This window comes from Pseudomonas sp. B14-6 (assembly GCF_013260315.1).
GTDB classification, from domain to species: domain Bacteria; phylum Pseudomonadota; class Gammaproteobacteria; order Pseudomonadales; family Pseudomonadaceae; genus Aquipseudomonas; species Aquipseudomonas mandelii.
This window is the reverse complement of sequence record NZ_CP053929.1, coordinates 2150836-2168701: the sequence shown is the minus strand read 5'-3', so window position 1 is coordinate 2168701 and position 17866 is coordinate 2150836. Positions and strand designations below refer to the sequence as shown.

13 protein-coding genes and 3 tRNA genes are annotated in these 17866 nt (G+C 61.3%); 12 read left to right on the top strand and 4 right to left on the bottom strand.

The window, feature by feature from the left end; translation table 11 throughout:
* Positions 1-14 precede the first annotated feature (14 nt).
* The 9 genes from purF (at position 15) to HP062_RS09830 (ending at position 8337) form a co-directional block, all read left to right on the top strand.
* The gene (gene purF / locus HP062_RS09870; protein ID WP_010456022.1) at positions 15-1520 is read left to right on the top strand and encodes an amidophosphoribosyltransferase; all 1506 of its coding nucleotides are present in this window, start codon (positions 15-17) and stop codon (positions 1518-1520) included.
* 66 nt (positions 1521-1586) lie between these two features.
* A complete protein-coding gene (locus tag HP062_RS09865) occupies positions 1587-2798 on the top strand; it encodes an O-succinylhomoserine sulfhydrylase (protein WP_172791355.1) in 1212 nt (403 codons plus the stop codon).
* Positions 2795-3568 (top strand): SDR family oxidoreductase, encoded by a 774-nt coding sequence (locus HP062_RS09860; protein WP_010456018.1) that lies wholly within the window; start codon positions 2795-2797, stop codon positions 3566-3568. Before HP062_RS09865 ends, HP062_RS09860 begins: the two co-directional genes overlap by 4 nt.
* Positions 3569-3750: 182 nt before the next feature.
* A tRNA-Val gene (locus HP062_RS09855) sits at positions 3751-3826 on the top strand.
* A gap of 55 nt (positions 3827-3881) precedes the next feature.
* A tRNA-Asp gene (locus HP062_RS09850) sits at positions 3882-3958 on the top strand.
* Positions 3959-4063: 105 nt separating this feature from the next.
* Positions 4064-4140, top strand: a tRNA-Asp gene (locus HP062_RS09845).
* A gap of 249 nt (positions 4141-4389) precedes the next feature.
* Positions 4390-4899 carry a sigma-70 family RNA polymerase sigma factor gene (locus tag HP062_RS09840; protein ID WP_042932721.1) on the top strand — a complete coding sequence of 170 codons (510 nt, stop codon included), beginning with the start codon at positions 4390-4392 and terminating at the stop codon, positions 4897-4899.
* Positions 4896-5846: a FecR domain-containing protein gene (locus tag HP062_RS09835; RefSeq protein WP_102594066.1), complete on the top strand. Its 951-nt coding sequence runs from the start codon at positions 4896-4898 to the stop codon at positions 5844-5846. Before HP062_RS09840 ends, HP062_RS09835 begins: the two co-directional genes overlap by 4 nt.
* Positions 5847-5913: 67 nt before the next feature.
* Positions 5914-8337 carry a TonB-dependent receptor gene (locus HP062_RS09830; RefSeq protein WP_172791354.1) on the top strand — a complete coding sequence of 808 codons (2424 nt, stop codon included), beginning with the start codon at positions 5914-5916 and terminating at the stop codon, positions 8335-8337.
* A gap of 146 nt (positions 8338-8483) precedes the next feature.
* On the opposite strand, the gene aldA is transcribed toward HP062_RS09830, so the two are convergent.
* From aldA to HP062_RS09810, 4 genes are read right to left on the bottom strand one after another with little or no spacing between them, the layout of a single operon-like run.
* Positions 8484-9917, bottom strand: coding sequence for an aldehyde dehydrogenase (gene aldA / locus HP062_RS09825; RefSeq protein ID WP_172791353.1), 1434 nt, complete (start codon positions 9915-9917; stop codon positions 8484-8486).
* Between the two features lie 20 nt (positions 9918-9937).
* Positions 9938-10738, bottom strand: coding sequence for an aldolase/citrate lyase family protein (locus HP062_RS09820; RefSeq protein WP_172791352.1), 801 nt, complete (start codon positions 10736-10738; stop codon positions 9938-9940).
* Positions 10739-10752: 14 nt separating this feature from the next.
* Positions 10753-11937 carry an L-rhamnonate dehydratase gene (rhmD, locus tag HP062_RS09815; RefSeq protein ID WP_172791351.1) on the bottom strand — a complete coding sequence of 395 codons (1185 nt, stop codon included), beginning with the start codon at positions 11935-11937 and terminating at the stop codon, positions 10753-10755.
* Between the two features lie 16 nt (positions 11938-11953).
* On the bottom strand, positions 11954-13249 hold the full coding sequence (locus tag HP062_RS09810) for an MFS transporter (RefSeq protein WP_010456004.1): 1296 nt from the start codon (positions 13247-13249) through the stop codon (positions 11954-11956).
* Between the two features lie 125 nt (positions 13250-13374).
* On the opposite strand from HP062_RS09810, the gene HP062_RS09805 reads away from it, so the two are divergent.
* The 3 genes from HP062_RS09805 (at position 13375) to HP062_RS09795 (ending at position 17864) form a co-directional block, all read left to right on the top strand.
* A complete protein-coding gene (locus tag HP062_RS09805) occupies positions 13375-14316 on the top strand; it encodes a LysR family transcriptional regulator (RefSeq protein ID WP_010456001.1) in 942 nt (313 codons plus the stop codon).
* Positions 14317-14500: 184 nt separating this feature from the next.
* Entirely contained in the window at positions 14501-17332 is a 2832-nt protein-coding gene (locus HP062_RS09800; RefSeq protein ID WP_172791350.1) for a xanthine dehydrogenase family protein molybdopterin-binding subunit, read from the top strand.
* Positions 17325-17864 carry a (2Fe-2S)-binding protein gene (locus HP062_RS09795; RefSeq protein ID WP_010455997.1) on the top strand — a complete coding sequence of 180 codons (540 nt, stop codon included), beginning with the start codon at positions 17325-17327 and terminating at the stop codon, positions 17862-17864. Before HP062_RS09800 ends, HP062_RS09795 begins: the two co-directional genes overlap by 8 nt.
* Positions 17865-17866: the final 2 nt, after the last annotated feature.

Below are 17866 nucleotides of genomic sequence, written 5' to 3'. Positions count from 1 at the left end.
AGGGGTTGCGTCGCATGTGTGGCATCGTCGGTATCGTCGGTAAGTCGAACGTCAATCAGGCGCTGTATGACGCGCTAACCGTCCTCCAGCACCGCGGCCAGGACGCTGCCGGTATCGTGACCAGCCATGATGGCCGGTTATTCCTGCGCAAGGACAATGGCCTGGTGCGTGACGTGTTCCATCAGCGTCACATGCAGCGCCTGGTCGGTCACATGGGCATTGGCCATGTGCGTTACCCGACCGCGGGCAGCTCGACCTCGGCCGAAGCTCAACCGTTTTACGTCAACTCGCCTTACGGCATCACCCTGGCGCACAACGGTAACCTGACCAACGTTGAACAGCTGGCCAAGGAGATTTACGAATCTGACCTGCGCCACGTCAACACCAACTCCGATTCGGAAGTGCTGCTCAACGTGTTCGCGCACGAACTGGCCCAGCGCGGCAAGTTGCAGCCTACCGAAGAAGACGTATTCGCCGCTGTAACCGACGTGCATAACCGTTGCGTCGGTGGTTATGCGGTCGTGGCAATGGTGACCGGTTACGGCATCGTCGGTTTCCGCGACCCGCACGGCATCCGCCCGATCGTCTTCGGTCAGCGTCACACCGACGAAGGCGTCGAGTACATGATCGCCTCCGAAAGCGTCTCCCTGGACGTGCTCGGCTTCACCCTTATTCGCGACCTGGCACCAGGCGAAGCGGTCTACATCACTGAAGATGGCAAGCTGCACACCCGTCAGTGCGCGACCAACCCGTCCCTGACCCCGTGCATCTTCGAACACGTCTACCTGGCGCGTCCGGACTCGATCATCGACGGCGTGTCGGTGTACAAGGCCCGTCTGCGCATGGGCGAGAAGCTCGCCGAGAAGATCCTGCGCGAACGTCCTGAACACGACATCGACGTGGTCATCCCGATCCCGGACACCAGCCGCACTGCGGCCCTGGAGCTGGCGAACCACCTGGGCGTCAAGTTCCGCGAAGGCTTCGTGAAAAACCGCTACATTGGCCGGACCTTCATCATGCCGGGCCAGGCTGCACGGAAAAAATCCGTACGCCAGAAGCTCAACGCCATCGAACTGGAATTCCGCGGCAAGAACGTGATGCTGGTGGACGACTCGATCGTTCGTGGCACCACGTGCAAGCAGATCATCCAGATGGCCCGTGAAGCCGGCGCGAAAAACGTCTACTTCTGCTCCGCAGCACCGGCCGTTCGCTACCCGAACGTCTACGGTATCGACATGCCGAGCGCTCACGAGCTGATCGCCCACAATCGTTCGACCCAGGACGTTGCCGACCTGATCGGCGCCGACTGGCTGATCTATCAGGACTTGCCTGACTTGATCGAAGCGGTCGGTGGCGGCAAGATCAAGATCGAGAAGTTCGATTGTGCGGTGTTCGACGGCCAGTACGTCACCGGTGACGTCGATGAGGCTTACCTGAACAAGATCGAGCAGGCACGTAACGATGCCTCCAAGGTCAAGACGCAGGCCGTCAGCGCGATCATTGATCTGTACAACAACTGAGTAACTACCGGCCCTGAGGGGCCGGTTTTGTATCTACTTATAAAGAACAAGGCAAGGAGTGACAGCATGAGTCAGGATTGGGATGCCGGTCGGCTGGACAGCGACCTCGAAGGCGTAGCGTTCGATACCCTGGCCGTACGCGCCGGTCAGCACCGCACGCCGGAAGGCGAACACGGTGATCCGATGTTCTTCACTTCAAGCTACGTATTCCGTACCGCTGCCGATGCGGCGGCGCGCTTTGCCGGTGAAGTGCCGGGCAACGTTTACTCGCGTTATACCAACCCGACCGTTCGCGCGTTCGAAGAGCGCATTGCCGCGCTGGAAAGCGCCGAGCAAGCGGTCGCCACGGCCACCGGCATGGCAGCGATCATGGCGGTGGTCATGAGCCTGTGCAGCGCTGGTGATCACGTGCTGGTGTCGCGCAGCGTGTTCGGCTCGACCATCAGTCTCTTCGAAAAGTACTTCAAGCGCTTCGGTATCGAAGTCGACTACGTGCCTTTGGCGGACCTGTCCGGTTGGGACGCGGCCATCAAGGCCAACACCAAATTGCTGTTCGTCGAGTCGCCGTCCAATCCATTGGCAGAGCTGGTAGACATTGCCGAGCTGGCGAAAATCGCTCATGCCAAAGGCGCGATGCTGGTGGTCGACAACTGCTTCTGCACCCCTGCGTTGCAACAACCGCTGAAGATGGGCGCGGACATCGTCGTGCACTCGGCGACCAAGTTCATCGATGGCCAGGGCCGTTGCATGGGCGGCGTTGTCGCCGGTCGCAGCGAGCAGATGAAAGAAGTGGTGGGTTTCCTGCGCACCGCCGGGCCGACCCTGAGCCCGTTTAACGCCTGGATCTTCCTCAAGGGTCTGGAAACCCTGAGCCTGCGCGTGAAGGCGCATTGCGCCAACGCCCAGCAACTGGCCGAGTGGCTGGAGCAGCAGGACGGCATCGAGAAAGTCCATTACGCCGGCCTCAAGAGCCATCCGCAGCACGAACTGGCGCTGCGCCAGCAGAAAGGTTTCGGCGCCGTGGTGAGTTTCGAGGTCAAGGGCGGCAAAGAGGGCGCCTGGCGCTTTATCGATGCGACCCGTCTGATTTCGATCACCGCCAACCTGGGCGACAGCAAAACCACGATCACGCACCCGAGCACCACCTCCCACGGCCGTCTGGCGCCGCAAGAGCGTGAAGCGGCGGGCATTCGTGACAGCCTGATCCGCATCGCGGTCGGTCTGGAAGACGTGGCAGACCTGCAAGCCGATCTGGCGCGCGGGTTGGCGGCCTTGTGATCGAGTTGGCGACGCCGGGTACCGGCACCCATGGCCGCGTTGCACTGGTCACCGGTGCTGCACGCGGCATCGGGTTGGGGATCGCGGCCTGGCTGATCAGCGAAGGCTGGCAGGTGGTGCTGACCGATCTTGATCGAGAGCGTGGTTCGAAAGTGACAAAAGTGCTGGGCGCAAACGCCTGGTTCGTCGCCATGGACGTCTCGAACGAGGGGCAAGTGGCGCTGGGCGTTGCCGAGGTGCTGGGTCAATTCGGGCGTCTGGATGCGCTGGTGTGCAACGCGGCGGTGGCCGACCCGCACAACATCACCCTGGAAAGCCTCGACCTGGCTTACTGGAACCGGGTGCTGGCGGTCAATCTCAGTGGGCCAATGCTGTTGGCCAAACACTGTGCGCCGTATCTGCGCGCTCACAGCGGTGCGATCGTCAACCTGGCCTCGACCCGTGCCGGGCAATCAGAGCCTGATACAGAGGCTTACGCGGCGAGCAAGGGCGGCCTGCTGGCCCTGACTCACGCGTTGGCCATCAGCCTTGGGCCGGAAATACGCGTCAACGCGGTCAGCCCTGGCTGGATCGACGCGCGAGACCCGGCGGCACGACGTGCCGCCCCCCTGACCGATGCCGACCATGCCCAGCATCCGGCGGGCAGGGTCGGGACTGTCGAAGACGTCGCGGCGATGGTGGCGTGGCTGTTGTCGAAGAATGCCGGGTTCGTCACCGGCCAGGAATTTGTGGTCGATGGCGGCATGACCAAGAAGATGGTCTACAAGTAGAAGCTGCAAGTCTCAAGCTACAAGCGGCAAGTAAATGCGAGCCCGTGCAAGCCCTGAATACGCGATCCTGCTTTTACTTGCCGCTTGAAGCTTGTACTTGGAGCTGTTTTGAAAAAACTTCAATCCTGCTATTGACTTAGGTTCGCTACCTGCGTAAATTTCGCGGCCTCGGAGATGCAAACGGGTGATTAGCTCAGCTGGGAGAGCGTCTGCCTTACAAGCAGAATGTCGGCGGTTCGATCCCGTCATCACCCACCAAATCCGAGAGTCTTGCGAGAGCAAGATGGAAGCTGTTAAAAGCCTCCACCGACGCGCAGCGGTAGTTCAGTCGGTTAGAATACCGGCCTGTCACGCCGGGGGTCGCGGGTTCGAGTCCCGTCCGCTGCGCCATATTTTCCGAGTCAGGCTTGACCTGATTCGAGATTGAAAGAGAGATTGAAAAGTCTCGGAGCTTTCAGTCAGACGAGTTAATTGAGCGTCAGCTCAAAGCGATACGCAGCGGTAGTTCAGTCGGTTAGAATACCGGCCTGTCACGCCGGGGGTCGCGGGTTCGAGTCCCGTCCGCTGCGCCATATCTGCCTCAAGGCCCGCTGAACGCCTTGGAGCTACGAAGAAAGCCGCTGGCAATCTTCGAGTCGATAGCAAAGACCCTGGTCGAAAGACCGGGGTTTTTTGTGTCTGCGATTTGGCTTTTCTCTCATCCATACCCTCCCCAATGAACCTTTCTGCTCAGTCGATGCATAAAGGGCTTCCTTCGCACGCCTGACATTAATTAGAATCACTCTCATTTACGATAACTCCTTGGCACAGGGCTTCTTGAAATGAGCGATGCAGCGATGCCGGAGGAGCAAACCTTCCATGACTTGTACCGCGACCATCGCGGCTGGCTCGAAAACTGGTTGAGGCGGCGCATGAGCAATGGTCATGATGCGGCGGACCTGAGCCAGGATACGTTCGTGCGTGTGCTCGCCAGCTCCCAGCACATTGCTGACCTGCAAGAGCCCCGCGCCTACCTGGCGACCGTGGGCAAACGGCTGCTGACCAACTTCTACAAGCGCCGCAGCCTCGAACAGGCTTACCTCAACGCCCTGGCGCTGCTGCCCGAAGACTGCGTGCCATCCCCTGAGCAGCGCTGGATTCTGCTGGAAACCCTGCAAGCCCTCGACGAATTGCTCGATGGATTGCCGACCCCGGTACGACGGGCATTTCTCTGGAGCCAACTGGAAGGCCTGGGTTACCAGCAAATCGCCGAGCGCCTGCAAGTCTCCGAACGCACGATCAAGCGCTACATGGCCCAAGCCTACGAACACTGCCTGCTGGTGGACCTGTGATCGGTTCAGCCCCTTCGGCCGACGCCCGCCAAGTCATGCGGGCTGCCGCGCAGTGGCTGGCGCTGATGGAATCGGGCACTGCCAATGAGCAGGACCGTGCCGAGTTGCAGACCTGGCGTGACAGCCATTCCAGTCACGAACAGGCCTGGCAGAAAGCGCAACGCTTGCGTCAACGTTTTAGCGACCTGCCGTCAGCATTGGCGATGGCCAGTCTGGATAGGCCGCAGCCGAGCCGGCGTGCGGTGCTCAAGCGCGCCGTGGGAGCGGTGGCGTTGGTGCCGACTGCCTGGCTGATCAGTCGGCAGTTGCCTTTGGATGTCTGGGGCGCCGACCTGCGCACGGCGACCGGCGAGGGCAAGAAAGTCCGGTTGACCGATGGCAGCTCGCTGCAATTGAACACCGCGAGCGCCGTCGATATCGATCTGAACACTCGGCTACTGAAGCTCGTGGAGGGCGAAATAGCCCTGAAAGTCCCCGGTTCGTCGCCGCTGACGATCCAGACTCACTTCGGCCAGGTAGTCGTCAGTCAGAGCGAAGTGTGTGTTCGCCAGTGGCCGACGGGTTGCCGGGTGTCGGTGCTCAACGGCGCGGTGCAGTTGGAGCCTTTGCGCGGACCGGTCTTTTCATTGCGCGCAGGCCAGCAAGTCAGCCTTCAGGCGGCAGGTGCCGGCGCTGTAGAGCCCTTCGACGTGCTTGCTCCAGGCTGGCGAGACGGTGTGTTGATGGCACAGAACCAGCCTCTGGGGGATTTCCTGCGTGAACTCAGCACCTATCGCCCGGGTGTGCTGCGCTGGGAGCCGGAACTGGAATCCCTGCGTGTCACCGGCAGTTTTCGCCTGGAAGACACTGATCGTATCCTCACGCTGTTAGCGGCCAGCTTGCCGCTGGAGGTGCATTCGCGTACGCGTTATTGGGTCACGCTGCTGCCGCGCAAAAATAGTGTTTGAAGGGTGTCCCCTTTTTTCGCGTCGCTTGTCATTCAAGGCAAGTGAACGAATCAAGAGAGCTTCTTCAATGCCCGCAGTGTTCCCGTCGAGTCCGCGTTTGGCTTCATCCCGCCTGCGCCCGTTAATGCACTTGAGCCTGTTGCTGAGCCTCAGTGCCTGTCCGTTGTTTATCACCGCCGGTTGGGCCGAAGACGCGCCTCGACGCAGTTATCAGGTGCCGGCAGGCAGCCTTGGTGCAGCGCTGACTCGTTTCGCGGGTCTGGCCGGGGTCAATCTGTCTGTGGACCCGGCGCTGGTGAGCGGTCGCAACAGCCCCGGTCTGTCCGGCGAGTTCGCCGTGGAGGAGGGCTTTGCGCGGCTGTTGCAGGGTTCCGGTCTGCAACTGCAACCGGTGGGCGAGCAGGCCTACATCCTGACCCCGGCGCCCGAAGGCAGCGGTCTGCAACTCGGCGCAACCTCGATTCTCGGTTCCATCGACCCGGTGGGCGGTGATCCGTATGCCGGCGGCCAGGTTGCGCGTCGCGGTTCGCAAGGCTTGCTGGGCTCCAAAGATTTCATGGAAACGCCGTTCAGCATGACCACCTACACCAGCGAGGTGGTCAAGAACCAGCAGGCGCGGACCTTGGGCGACCTGATCGCCAACGATCCATCGGTTCGTGCCACGAACCCGGCGGGTGGGCGCTATGAGCAGTTCACCATTCGAGGGTTGAGTCTGTTCAACAGTGATGTCGCCTACAACGGTCTCTACGGTGTGTTGCCGACTTATACGATTGACATGGAGATGGCCGATCGTGTCGATGTGATCAAAGGTCCGAGCCAACTGATCAACGGCATCTCGCCGCGGGGCAGCGTGGGTGGCGGGATCAACGTGGTGGCCAAGCGCGCCACCGACAAGCCCATTACTTCGTTTACCGGTATGTACTCTTCCGACAGCCAGGTCGGCGGCGCAGTGGATGTTGGCCGGCGCTTTGGTGAAGACAACAAGTTCGGCATTCGTTTCAATGGCGTGAAGCAGTCCGGCGACACCGAATGGGATCAGCAGAATGTCGACCGCGAGATGGCCGTGCTGGGCCTGGATTTTCGCGGTGAACGCCTGCGTCTCTCGACGGACGTCGGCCGTACCGAGCGTGATACCGACGCGCCGCAGGAGCGGGTGCAGGTCAACGCCAACGCGCAGGTTCCACATGCCAGCGATGTGCGTCACAACTATGCGCAACCCTGGAGCAAGGCGAGTACCAACGACACTTTCGGCACGGTGAACGCCGAATTCGACGTCAACGATTCCGTGATGCTCTACGGCGGTGTGGGCGCGCGCAAAAGCAATCATGATTTTCTCCGGCATGCCGTCGCGGTCACCAACGACAAGGGCGATTTCAGTGTCCAACCCCGTGATTTCACCCGCGACGAAAACGTCCGGACGGCCACGGCTGGGGTGCGCAACTGGTTTCATACCGGCCCGGTGAGCCATGAGGTGAACCTGGCGGCCAGTTATTTCTACATGGACTTCGAAAATGGCGGCGCACGTTACGCGGCGGCCCCCAGCAACCTCTACAACCCTGTGGAAACGCCGACGCCGGTCAGGCCGACGCGCCAGGATCCGAAGGTCTATACCGAGAACCGCTTCAGCGGCGTGGCCTTGTCCGACACCCTGGGATTCTTCGATGACCGGCTGCTGCTGACCCTGGGCGCCCGCTGGCAGCGGGTGAAGGTCGACGACTGGTCGGATAACGTCAAAGGCGACACCGCCTACGACGAGGAAAAGGTTTCGCCGTCGGGCGGCATCCTGTTCAAGGCCACCGATAAGCTGTCGCTGTACGCGAACTACATGGAAGGCCTGAGCCAAGGCAAGATCGCACCGTCGACCTCGATCAACGAAGACGAGATTTTCCCGCCATTCATAAGCCGCCAGGTCGAGGTCGGCGCCAAGTATGACGCCGGCGCGTTTGCCATGACCGCTGCGGTGTTCCGGATCAAGCAGCCGGCCTATGAGACCAACGCCACCACGCGGGTTTTCGGCCCGAACGGCAAGCGTGAAAACACGGGTGTGGAACTGAGTGTGTTCGGTGAGCCGCTCGAGGGTTTCCGCCTGCTCGGCGGCGTCATGTATATCGACAGCGAGTTGACCAACACCGCCAATGGCACCTTCGACGGCAACCGGGCGCCGGCCACTCCGAAATACAACGTCAACCTGGGCGCCGAGTGGGACGTGCCGACCGTGCAGGGCCTGACCCTCACCAGCCGGGGCATCTATTCCAGTTCGCAGTATCTGGACCAGTCCAACAACAAGGAGATCGACTCGTGGGAGCGTTTCGACGTGGGCGCACGCTACGCGTTCAAGGTCGAGGAAAAGAACATCACATTGCGCGCCAACATCGAGAACGTGGCCGACAAGCGCTACTGGAGTTCGGCCGGGGCGTCGGATGACAGTGAGCCAGGGTTGACGCTGTCGACACCGCGGACCTATCTGCTTTCGGCGACCGTCGACTTCTGACGGCATCGCGTTGACTGACCCGACGCCATTGCGAGCAGGCCCGCTCCCACAGGGGATTGGTGTTGTTGATTAAATGTATGCAACAACACAAAACCCCTGTGGGAGCGAGCCTGCTCGCGATAGCGGCATCAGCAACGCCGCAAGACTCAGCCCTGCAAATACACCGCATGCGTATGGGTGTACTCGTAAAGCCCATGCTTGCCATCCGCGCCGCCAATCCCGGATTTACGCACCCCGGCATGGAAGCCCTGCATGGCCTCGAAGTTCTCGCGGTTGACGTAAGTCTCACCAAAATCCAGCTCGCGCATTGCGTGCATGGTTTTACTGAGGTCGCGGGTGTAGATCGACGAAGTCAGGCCATAGTCGCAGTCGTTGGCCAGGGCGATGGCTTCGTCGAGGTCGTCGATAATCTGGATCGGCAGCACCGGGCCGAAAATCTCTTCGCGCATGATCTCCATGTCGGCGCTGCACCCGGCCAATACCGTGGGCTGGAAGTGAAAGCCGTTCGGCAAATCGGCAATCTGCCCACCGCTGATCAGACTCGCGCCCTGGCTCAAGGCCGTGCGCACTTTGCGGTTGACGCTGTCCAGGCCCTGACGGTTGATCAGCGGGCCCATTTCCACCTCTGGCCGGGCAATCGGATCGCCATAACGGGTGGCGCTCATCGCCGCGGCGATGCGTTCGATAAACGAGTCGGCGACCTTGCGTTCGACGTACACCCGCTCGGCGCAATTGCACACCTGACCGCTGTTGATGATCCGCGAATCGCGAATGGCTTTTACTGCCAGATCAAGGTCGGCATCCGCCAGCACAATGGCCGGCGCCTTGCCGCCCAGTTCCAGGTTGAGTTTGGTGATGTTCGGTGCGGCGGCGGCCATGATTCGCGAACCGGTGTCGACGCTGCCGGTGAAGCTGATCATGTCCACGCCCTTGTGCGCACTGAGCGCCGCGCCCACTCGACCATCGCCGCAAACCACGTTGAACACGCCCGCCGGCAGATCGGTTTCGGCCACCAGCCGGGCGAATTCGAAGCAGTTGTTCGGGGTTTCTTCACTGGGTTTGATCACGATGGTATTGCCGGTCAGCAGGGCCGGCGCCATCTTGCGGGCGATCAGGAAAAACGGGAAATTCCACGGCAGAATCCCGGCGACCACGCCCAGTGGTTTGCGAAACAGAAAGATGTTTTCGTTCTGCCGGTCGCTGGTGATGATTTCGCCTTCGATGCGCCGGGCCCACTCGGCCATGTAGTCGAGGTAGTCGGCGGTGAAATTGACTTCCACTTCCGCCAGGCCGCTGACCTTGCCTTGTTCGAGGGTGATGGTGCGGGCCAAGTGCTGGACGTTCTCCCGCAGCTTGGCGGCGATCCGGCGTAGATGCCCGGCGCGTTCAATCGCCGGTTTGCGCGACCAGTCTTTTTGCGCGGCGCGCGCGGCGGCAAGGGCGTGGTCGACGTCTTCGGCCGTCGAGGCCGGGACTTTCGACAGCATGACACCCGTGGCCGGGTTGATCACATCGAGATGGTCGGTACTGGCCACGAACTGGCCGTTGATGAAGTTTTCGTACACGGGCACGGACGACATTGGGGCGACTCCTTGGCTTATCAGTAAGTGCGCGACGGCGCGTGTTCGGTGGCTGGTGTGCGATAGCGGGCCAGGGTGGCCATGGCGCTTTGGCGCAGCAGGCTGATGTCGATGGCCACGGCAATGAACTGACACCCCCAGCTTTGATAGCGGCGCGCGTCTTCTTCGTTCGGCGCGAGGATGCCGCAAGCCTTGCCGGCTGCGAGCGTTGCTTTCACTGCGTGCTGGATGCGTTCCTGAACGTCAGGATGGCCAGGGTTGCCGGCATGGCCGAGGCCGATGGACAAATCCGCCGGGCCGATAAACACCGCGTCGACGCCTTCGACGGCGGCGATCGCTTCGACGTTTTCCACGCCAATCCGCGATTCCACCTGAACGATCAGGCACAACTGCTCATGGGCGGTGTTCAAATAATCCGGCACGCCGTCCCAGCGCGTGGCGCGAGTCAGGCCGCCGCCGACGCCACGAATGCCATGCGGCGGATAGCGCATGGCGCGCACCAGGGCGGCCGCTTGCTCTGCGGTTTCCACCATCGGAATCATCAGCGTCTGCGCACCGATATCCAGCAGTTGCTTGATCAGGTTGGCGTCGCCCGTCACCGCACGCACGACGGGCGCCGTGGTGTAGGGCGCCACCGCCTGCAATTGCGCGAGTACGCCGGGCACGGTGTTCGGCGCGTGTTCACCGTCGATCAGCATCCAGTCGTAACCGGTGGTGGCGACGATTTCGGCGGCGTAGCCGGTGGCGAAACCGGCCCAGATTCCGTACTGGGTCGCCGGATTTTTCAGCGCGGCCTTGAAAGCGTTGTGAGGCATGTTCATAGCGGGGTCCTTTCTCAGCGGTTGTACGGCCGATGCAGGTGGCATTCCGGATTCAGGGTCACGCCGAAACCTGGCTGGTCGAGTGCCGACAGGCGCATGCGGCCGTTCACCGGCACCGGTTCGCCGAGCAATTGCGGGTGGAACATCGGCACCACTTCGTCAGCCTTCGGCGCCATCATCAGAAACTCGGCGAACGGGCTGTTATGCCGGGTGGCGACGAAGTGGTAGCTGTACACCGAAGAGCCGTGAGGAATCACCAGCGCGTTGTGGGCATCGGCCAGGGCGGAAATCTTCACCAGTTCGGTGATCCCGCCGCACCAGCCGACGTCCGGCTGGATGATGTCGCAGCAGCCCATTTCCAGGAGCATGCGGAAACCCCAGCGGGTGGCTTCGTGTTCGCCAGTGGTCACCAGCATGCCTTTGGGCACGTTGTTGCGCAGGGCCGCGTAGCCCCAGTAATCGTCCGGCGGCAGAGCCTCTTCGATCCACTTCAAGCCGTACTCGTGGGCGCCGACCGCCAGCTTGGTGGCGTAGTTGAGGTCCAGGCTCATCCAGCAATCGAGCATCAGCCAGAAGTCCGGGCCCACCCGCTCGCGCATGGTCGCCAGTTCTTCGAGGTTCTTGCGCAGGCCTTCCTCGCCTTCGGCCGGGCCGTGATGCAACGGCATCTTGCCGCCAATGAAGCCCATTTTCTGCGCCAGGTCCGGACGGGCGCCGGTGGCGTAGAACTGCAATTCGTCGCGCACCGCACCGCCGAGCAACTGATGCACCGGCTCTTTGCGGATCTTGCCGAGCAAGTCCCACAACGCCAGATCAACCCCGGAGATCGTGTTGATGACGATGCCTTTGCGACCGTAATACAGGGTCGATTGGTACATCTGGTCCCAGATTTTTTCGATGTCGGTGACCCGTGCGCCTTCGAGGAAACGCGCCAAGTGTTTTTCGACAATGTACGCGGCAGGCTCGCCACCGGTGGTGACGGCGAAACCGACCGTGCCGTCGCTGGCTTCGATCTCGACCACCAGCGTGCCGAGCACGTTGATGCCGAAGGTGCGGCGGCTCTGGCGATACTCGGGGTATTTGCTCATCGGCGTGGCAATGTGATCGTCGATCCAGTGACCGTCCGCCTGATCGTGATAATCCGCGCCGCCGCCTCTCAACGTGAAGGCGCGGACGTGTTTGATGGTTGGAATGCCCATGGTGTGACTCCTCAGGTTAAACGGTGGCCGGTGTGTTGGAAGGCTTGTGGACGGGTGAGCGGATGCCCAGGACCAGCAACGCGGCGATGACGGTGGTGCCGGCCAGCACGTACAAGCCTGCGGCCGGTGAATGGAAGGCGCCTTCGGCCCAGTTCTTCAGGACCGGGGCGATGAAGCCGCCGAGGGCGCCGAACGAGTTGATCAGGGCAATCCCGGCTGCAGCGGCGCTGCCGGCGAGATAGCTGGAAGGAAAGGTCCAGAACACCGGTTGCACAGCGATGAAACCCGAAGCGGCGAAACACAGGGCGACGATGCCGAGGAACGGGCTGGCGAAGGTCACCGAGCAGGCGATTCCGGCTGCGGACATCAGCAACGTCAGGCAGGCGGTGCGGCGACGTTCGCCGGTGCGGTCGCTGTAGCCGGGAATCAGGTACGCCGCGACTATCGCGCAGATCCATGGGATCGCCGTGACCAGTCCGACCATCAGCCCGACCTTGGTGCCCAGCAGCCCGCCGACCTGGGTCGGCAGATAGAACACCACGCCGTAGACGCTGGCCTGAATCAGCAGATAAATCAGGCACAAGTACAGGACTGAGGGTTGGCACAGAACATTGAGCAGGCTGCGGCCATGATTCTGTTTGTGGCTGTCTTCTTGATCGAGGATGCCTTGCACTTGCTGGCGTTCTTCAACCGTCAGCCACTTCGCGTCGGCCGGGCGATTGTCCAGATACCAATAAGCCCAGACGCCCACCGCCGTGGCCATCAAGCCTTCAACCGCGAACAGCCATTGCCAGCCGTGGACGCCGGCAAATCCGTCCAGCTCCAGCAGCAAGCCAGACAACGGACTGCCAAAGATGAACGCCAGCGGTGCACCGAAGTAGAAAAAGCCCATGGCTTTGCCGCGCGCGGCGCTGGGGAACCAGTAGGTGAGGTAAAGGATGACGCCGGGGAAGAAACCGGCCTCGGCCACGCCCAGCAAGAAGCGCAGGACGTAGAAACTGGTTTCGGTGTGAGCAAAGACCATGGCGGCGGAGACCAGCCCCCAGGTCACCATGATCCGGCACATCCACAGGCGGGCGCCGACACGGTGCAGGATCAGATTGCTCGGCACTTCAAGCAGCGCGTAACCCACGAAAAACACCCCGGCGCCGAAGGCGAAGGCAGCGTCGCTGATGTTGGTGTCGGCTTGAAAGGCTTGCTTGGCGAACCCGACGTTGGCGCGGTCGAGGAAGGCCATGATGTACATCAGTAGCAGGAAGGGGAGTAGCCGCCAGGAAATTTTGGCGAGCAGAGGCGCAGGTAGAGTCTTCATCGCAGTTTTCCTTTGGTAGGGCATTTGTTCTTATGGGAAAGACTGTACGGCCGCGGATCGATGCGTTACAAATCGAATATAGCTCACAACTGATACCTTCAAGGTATCGATAACAAAGGCCCGCCATGACCACGCCGATCATCTCCCGCAGCCTGCTCAACCGCCTGCGCTACAAGCATTTGCACATGCTGGTGACGCTCAGCAGCAGTCAGAACCTGCACCGCGCCTCGCAAAGCCTGAACATGTCGCAACCGGCGGCGACCCGGATGCTGCATGAGATTGAAGACATGTTCGGCTGCGACCTGTTCGAGCGCCTGCCGCGCGGAATGCGGCCAACAGCACTGGGCAGCGAGTTGATTCGTTTCGCCGAATCCGCCCTCAGCGGCCTCGACCGCTGCGCCGAAGACCTGATCGCGCGGCAGCAGGGCGGTTATGGTTATCTGTCCATCGGTACCATCATGGGCGCCGCGCCCGACCTGGTGATGGATTCGATTGCCGAAATCAAGGCGCTCAATCCGCAGTTGCGCATTCGCATCATGGGCGACACCAGCGATCAGGTGATCCAGTTGCTGGAGCAGGGCCGCATCGACCTCGCCATTGCCCGTCGCAACGCTGCCACCGACAGCGAACATTACGAGTTCGAACAACTGGGCAACGAACGGTTGCTGGTTGTCGTTCACGCCGGTCATCCCCTGGTGCAACGGGAAACGCTCGAACTCTCGGAACTGGTCAGCGGCTGGCCGTGGATCCTGCAGCCGGAAACCAGCCCGGCGCGCATCGGGCTGGATCAGGCCTTGCAGCGCCTGGCCTTGCCGACACCCGCCGACATCATCGAATGCAGCTCGGTGTACTCGATGCAGCAACTGATTCAACTGACCGACGCCATCATGGTGCTCTCGGAAACCGCGTTGCGCGACTACCTGAAAATGGGTTTGGTGGTGGCGCTGCCGGTGGAGCTGGATGTGCAACTGGCGCCATTCGGATTGTTGCTGCGCAAGGGCGAACACATCAGCCGGGAGTTGGGTTTGTTCATCGATTTGCTTCGCCGGAAAGCGGCGGTTTTCTGATTATTTGGTCAGATTTTTGTTGCCAGTTGTTTTCTACAAGCCGATATATCTATAAAGTTAACCTTTCGGTCAGCTTTGCACTGTCAACACAGCCCTTTGCCTCGTCAAAAAGGGCTTCTGCAAGACTCGAGATCCCCAGAACATAACCAGAAGGGCGGACCCATAACCGCCCAGAGGATGATCCATGTCCAACCGTGAAATATCCCGGCGCTCGTTCCTTCAGGGCGGGCTGGTGGCGGGTGTGAGCGTGACGCTCACGCCGCTCAGCAGTCAGGCGCTGGCGGCCTTGATGGAAAACAGCGTGACCGTGCCTTCCGAGCAATGGCTCGGCAACAACGGCAAGGCGCGCTCGCGTAACGATGCCTTGTCCAAGGTCTGCGGCAGCAAAGTGTTTGCCCGCGACATCCGCGCCAAGGACATGCCGGGCTGGCCGCAGCAACAAGGCCACGCCATGCTGCTGAAGACCACCAAGGCCGATCGCATTTATGCCGGTTACGACCTGACGTGGCTCGGCGCCGACTTGCAGCCGGACCGCATCGTCACCGCCGCCGACCTGGACAAGGACGGCATCGCCTTCCCGGAAGAGCACGCGCCGGATCCGCTGCTGCCGGAGGGCAAGGTGCCGATGTTCATCGGCCATCCCGTGGCGATCCTGATCTGGAACGACTTCGAGCGCTTCCGCCAGGCCAAGGCCAAACTCAAATTCAATGACAAAGCGATTCGTTACGGCGACAAAGTGCCGTTCTACGAAAGCGATCCCTACGGCAGTTTCCGCTACGTGCGCGTCGGTGGGGCGACCTCGGCGGATGAAGACGAATTCGCCAGCCTGAAGGATTCGATCCTGTTCCCGATGCTGCGCAACCGTCGTCCGGTGTGGAATTCCCAACCGAACCTGCACGGCAACCTGACCGAGCGCGGCTTGTTCTACGCCGAGCGCATGAAGCAGCAAATCGACACGCCACCAGACAACTGGCTGGTGTTCGACGAGCGTTACAAAACCCCGTCAATCGAACCGGCCGCGATGGAGCCAGACAACGGCAACGGCTGGTACGACCCAGCGACCAAAACCCTGCATTTTGTCGTCGCCACCCAGTGCCCGCTAGAGACCGCGACCGAAACCGCGAAGATGATCGCACCGTCGCGTTTCGGCCTGGCCAACCTGAACATGCACCCGGGCTACACCGTCGGTTATGGCTCCAAAGATCACAACATTTTCGTGTACTACGCGGCGCTTGCGGCGTTGTACGGCGCCGGTGTGCCGGTGCGTCTGGCCAACGATCGCTACGAGCAGTTCCAGAGCGGCATCAAGCGTCACCCGTTCGACATCCGCTACCAACTGGCGGTCGACAAGACCGATCACAGCTTCAAGATTTTCCGCGCCGAGATGAACGTCGACGGCGGTGGACGGATCAACTACAGCCCCTCTGTCGCGGCGGTTGGCGCCACGGCGGCGCAGTCGATCTACTACATGCCGCAGAACGATTTGCAGGTCACCGCCTACCATTCCCCCGCCGTTGAAGCCGGGTCGATGCGTGGATACGGCACCCTGCAAAGCATGGCCTCCACCGAGATGATGGTCGATGAGATTGCCGATCGCCTCGGCATTGACGCCATTGATCTGCGCAAGAAAAACGCCATGGTCTCGGGCATGAAAAACACCCAGGGCGCGGTGCCGGCAGGCGCGTTGCGCCTGCACGAAATTCTCGATAAAGCCGCTGTCCACGAAGTCTGGAAAAACCGCGACGCGATCAAAAAGCAGCGCGAAGCGCGGGACCCGGACAACTGGTACGGCGTCGGTTTTGCCATCTGCCAGAAAGACTTCGGCACCGGTTCCGAAGCGCCGATGGCCAGCATCGAATTCACCGCTGATGGGCACATCACCCTGCGCCACATCGGTATCGAAATCGGCACCGGCATGTCCACCTCGCAAGCCTTGGTCGTGGCGGATTTCCTTGGCGTCCCGGCGACTGAAGTGAAGACCGGCGAGACCGAATGGAAAGAGTTGCAGCTGATCACCGGCGGCAACCCGTACCTCATGAGCCAGGCCGAGCAGGACACTGTGCTGCGCAATCCGCGCTGGGTCGGCAAACTCGCCTCGGCCTCATCGGCGACCAACTCCGCCTATTACTTCAGCCACGCCACCCGTGAAGCTGCGCGCGTGTTGTTCAACCACGGTTTGTGGCCGGCGGCGTTGCAGATCTGGGGTCAGGGCCCTTACGGCGGCCAGGCCAACCCGTATGTGGTGCGCCGTGAAGATGCGCATTGGGTCGACGGCCGACTCACCGCCAACGGCATGCAGCCGCTGAGCTTTGAGCAACTGGCCAGGCACGCCCACGAAAAAGGCCTGGTGACCGGCGCGACCGTGCACGGTTTCAACCGCTGGAGCTGGGCCGAGGCCGAGTTCAGCATCGACGGCGTGCGTGAACGTCTGCCGCTGGACGGCTTGGCGGTCAAGTATGGCGACGGTGCGCCGAGCGTGAAAAAGGCACAGATGAACAGTGCCGGTTTTCACTTGCTGGATCGCCAGAACGTGCATTACCCGGACACGCAGTTGAACAACGCGGCGGTGACGTATTACAGCCCGGTGGCGACGCTGGTGGAACTGAAAGTGAACAAGGGCTCCGCCGAAGTGCAGGTGCTCAACCACCACTCGTGGGTCGAGTGCGGTCGGGTGCTGGTGGAAGAACTGGTCAAGGGCCAGCTCGAAGGCGGGATCGCCATGGGCATCGGCCATGCGTTGATGGAGGAGATGCCGCTGTATGAAGGCGGGCCGGGGGAGGGTGACTGGAACTTCAACCGTTACCGCTTGCCGATGGCGCGCCACGTAGCGGTGTGGACGCAGACGGCCGAAATCCTGCCGCCGCTGTCGCCGAGCGATCCATCCAAGGGCATCGCCGAAGTGGTGATGATCCCGGTGGTAGGTGCCATCGGTAACGCTGTGGCGCATGCCATCGGCAAACGGGTCCGCGACCTGCCTATCACTTCTGTCCGCATCAAGGAGGCCCTCAATGGCTAACCGTCCGCTTCAACTGACCCTCAACGGTCAATCCGTCGGCCCGGTGGACATCCCTGATGACCTGCCGATGATCGATTACCTGCACGAATACAAAAACCTCACCGGCTCGCGCCTGGGTTGCGGCCAGGGCATCTGCCACGCCTGCGTAGTGATCGTCGACAACCCGGACGGCACCAGCGAAGAAGTGCGCACCTGCATCACCGGTGCGCACTATTTCGAAGGCAAAAAAGTGCGGACCATTGAAGGCCACGCGACCCGCGATGAACAGGGCCAGGTCACCGAACTCAATCCGATCCAGCAGCGCTTCGTCGATGAATTTGCCTTCCAGTGCAGCTACTGCGCACCGGGTTTTGTAAATGCCGCGACGGTGTTGGTGGAGAAGCTGCAACGTCAGCCCATCGTCAAAAGCCAGCTGGAAAAAGTCATCGAGGACAGCCTCGGTCACCATATCTGCCGCTGCACCGGCTACGTGCGGTATTACAGCGCGACGCGCAACGTGCTGACCGATCTCGGCCTGGTCAAGGAGGGTTGAGC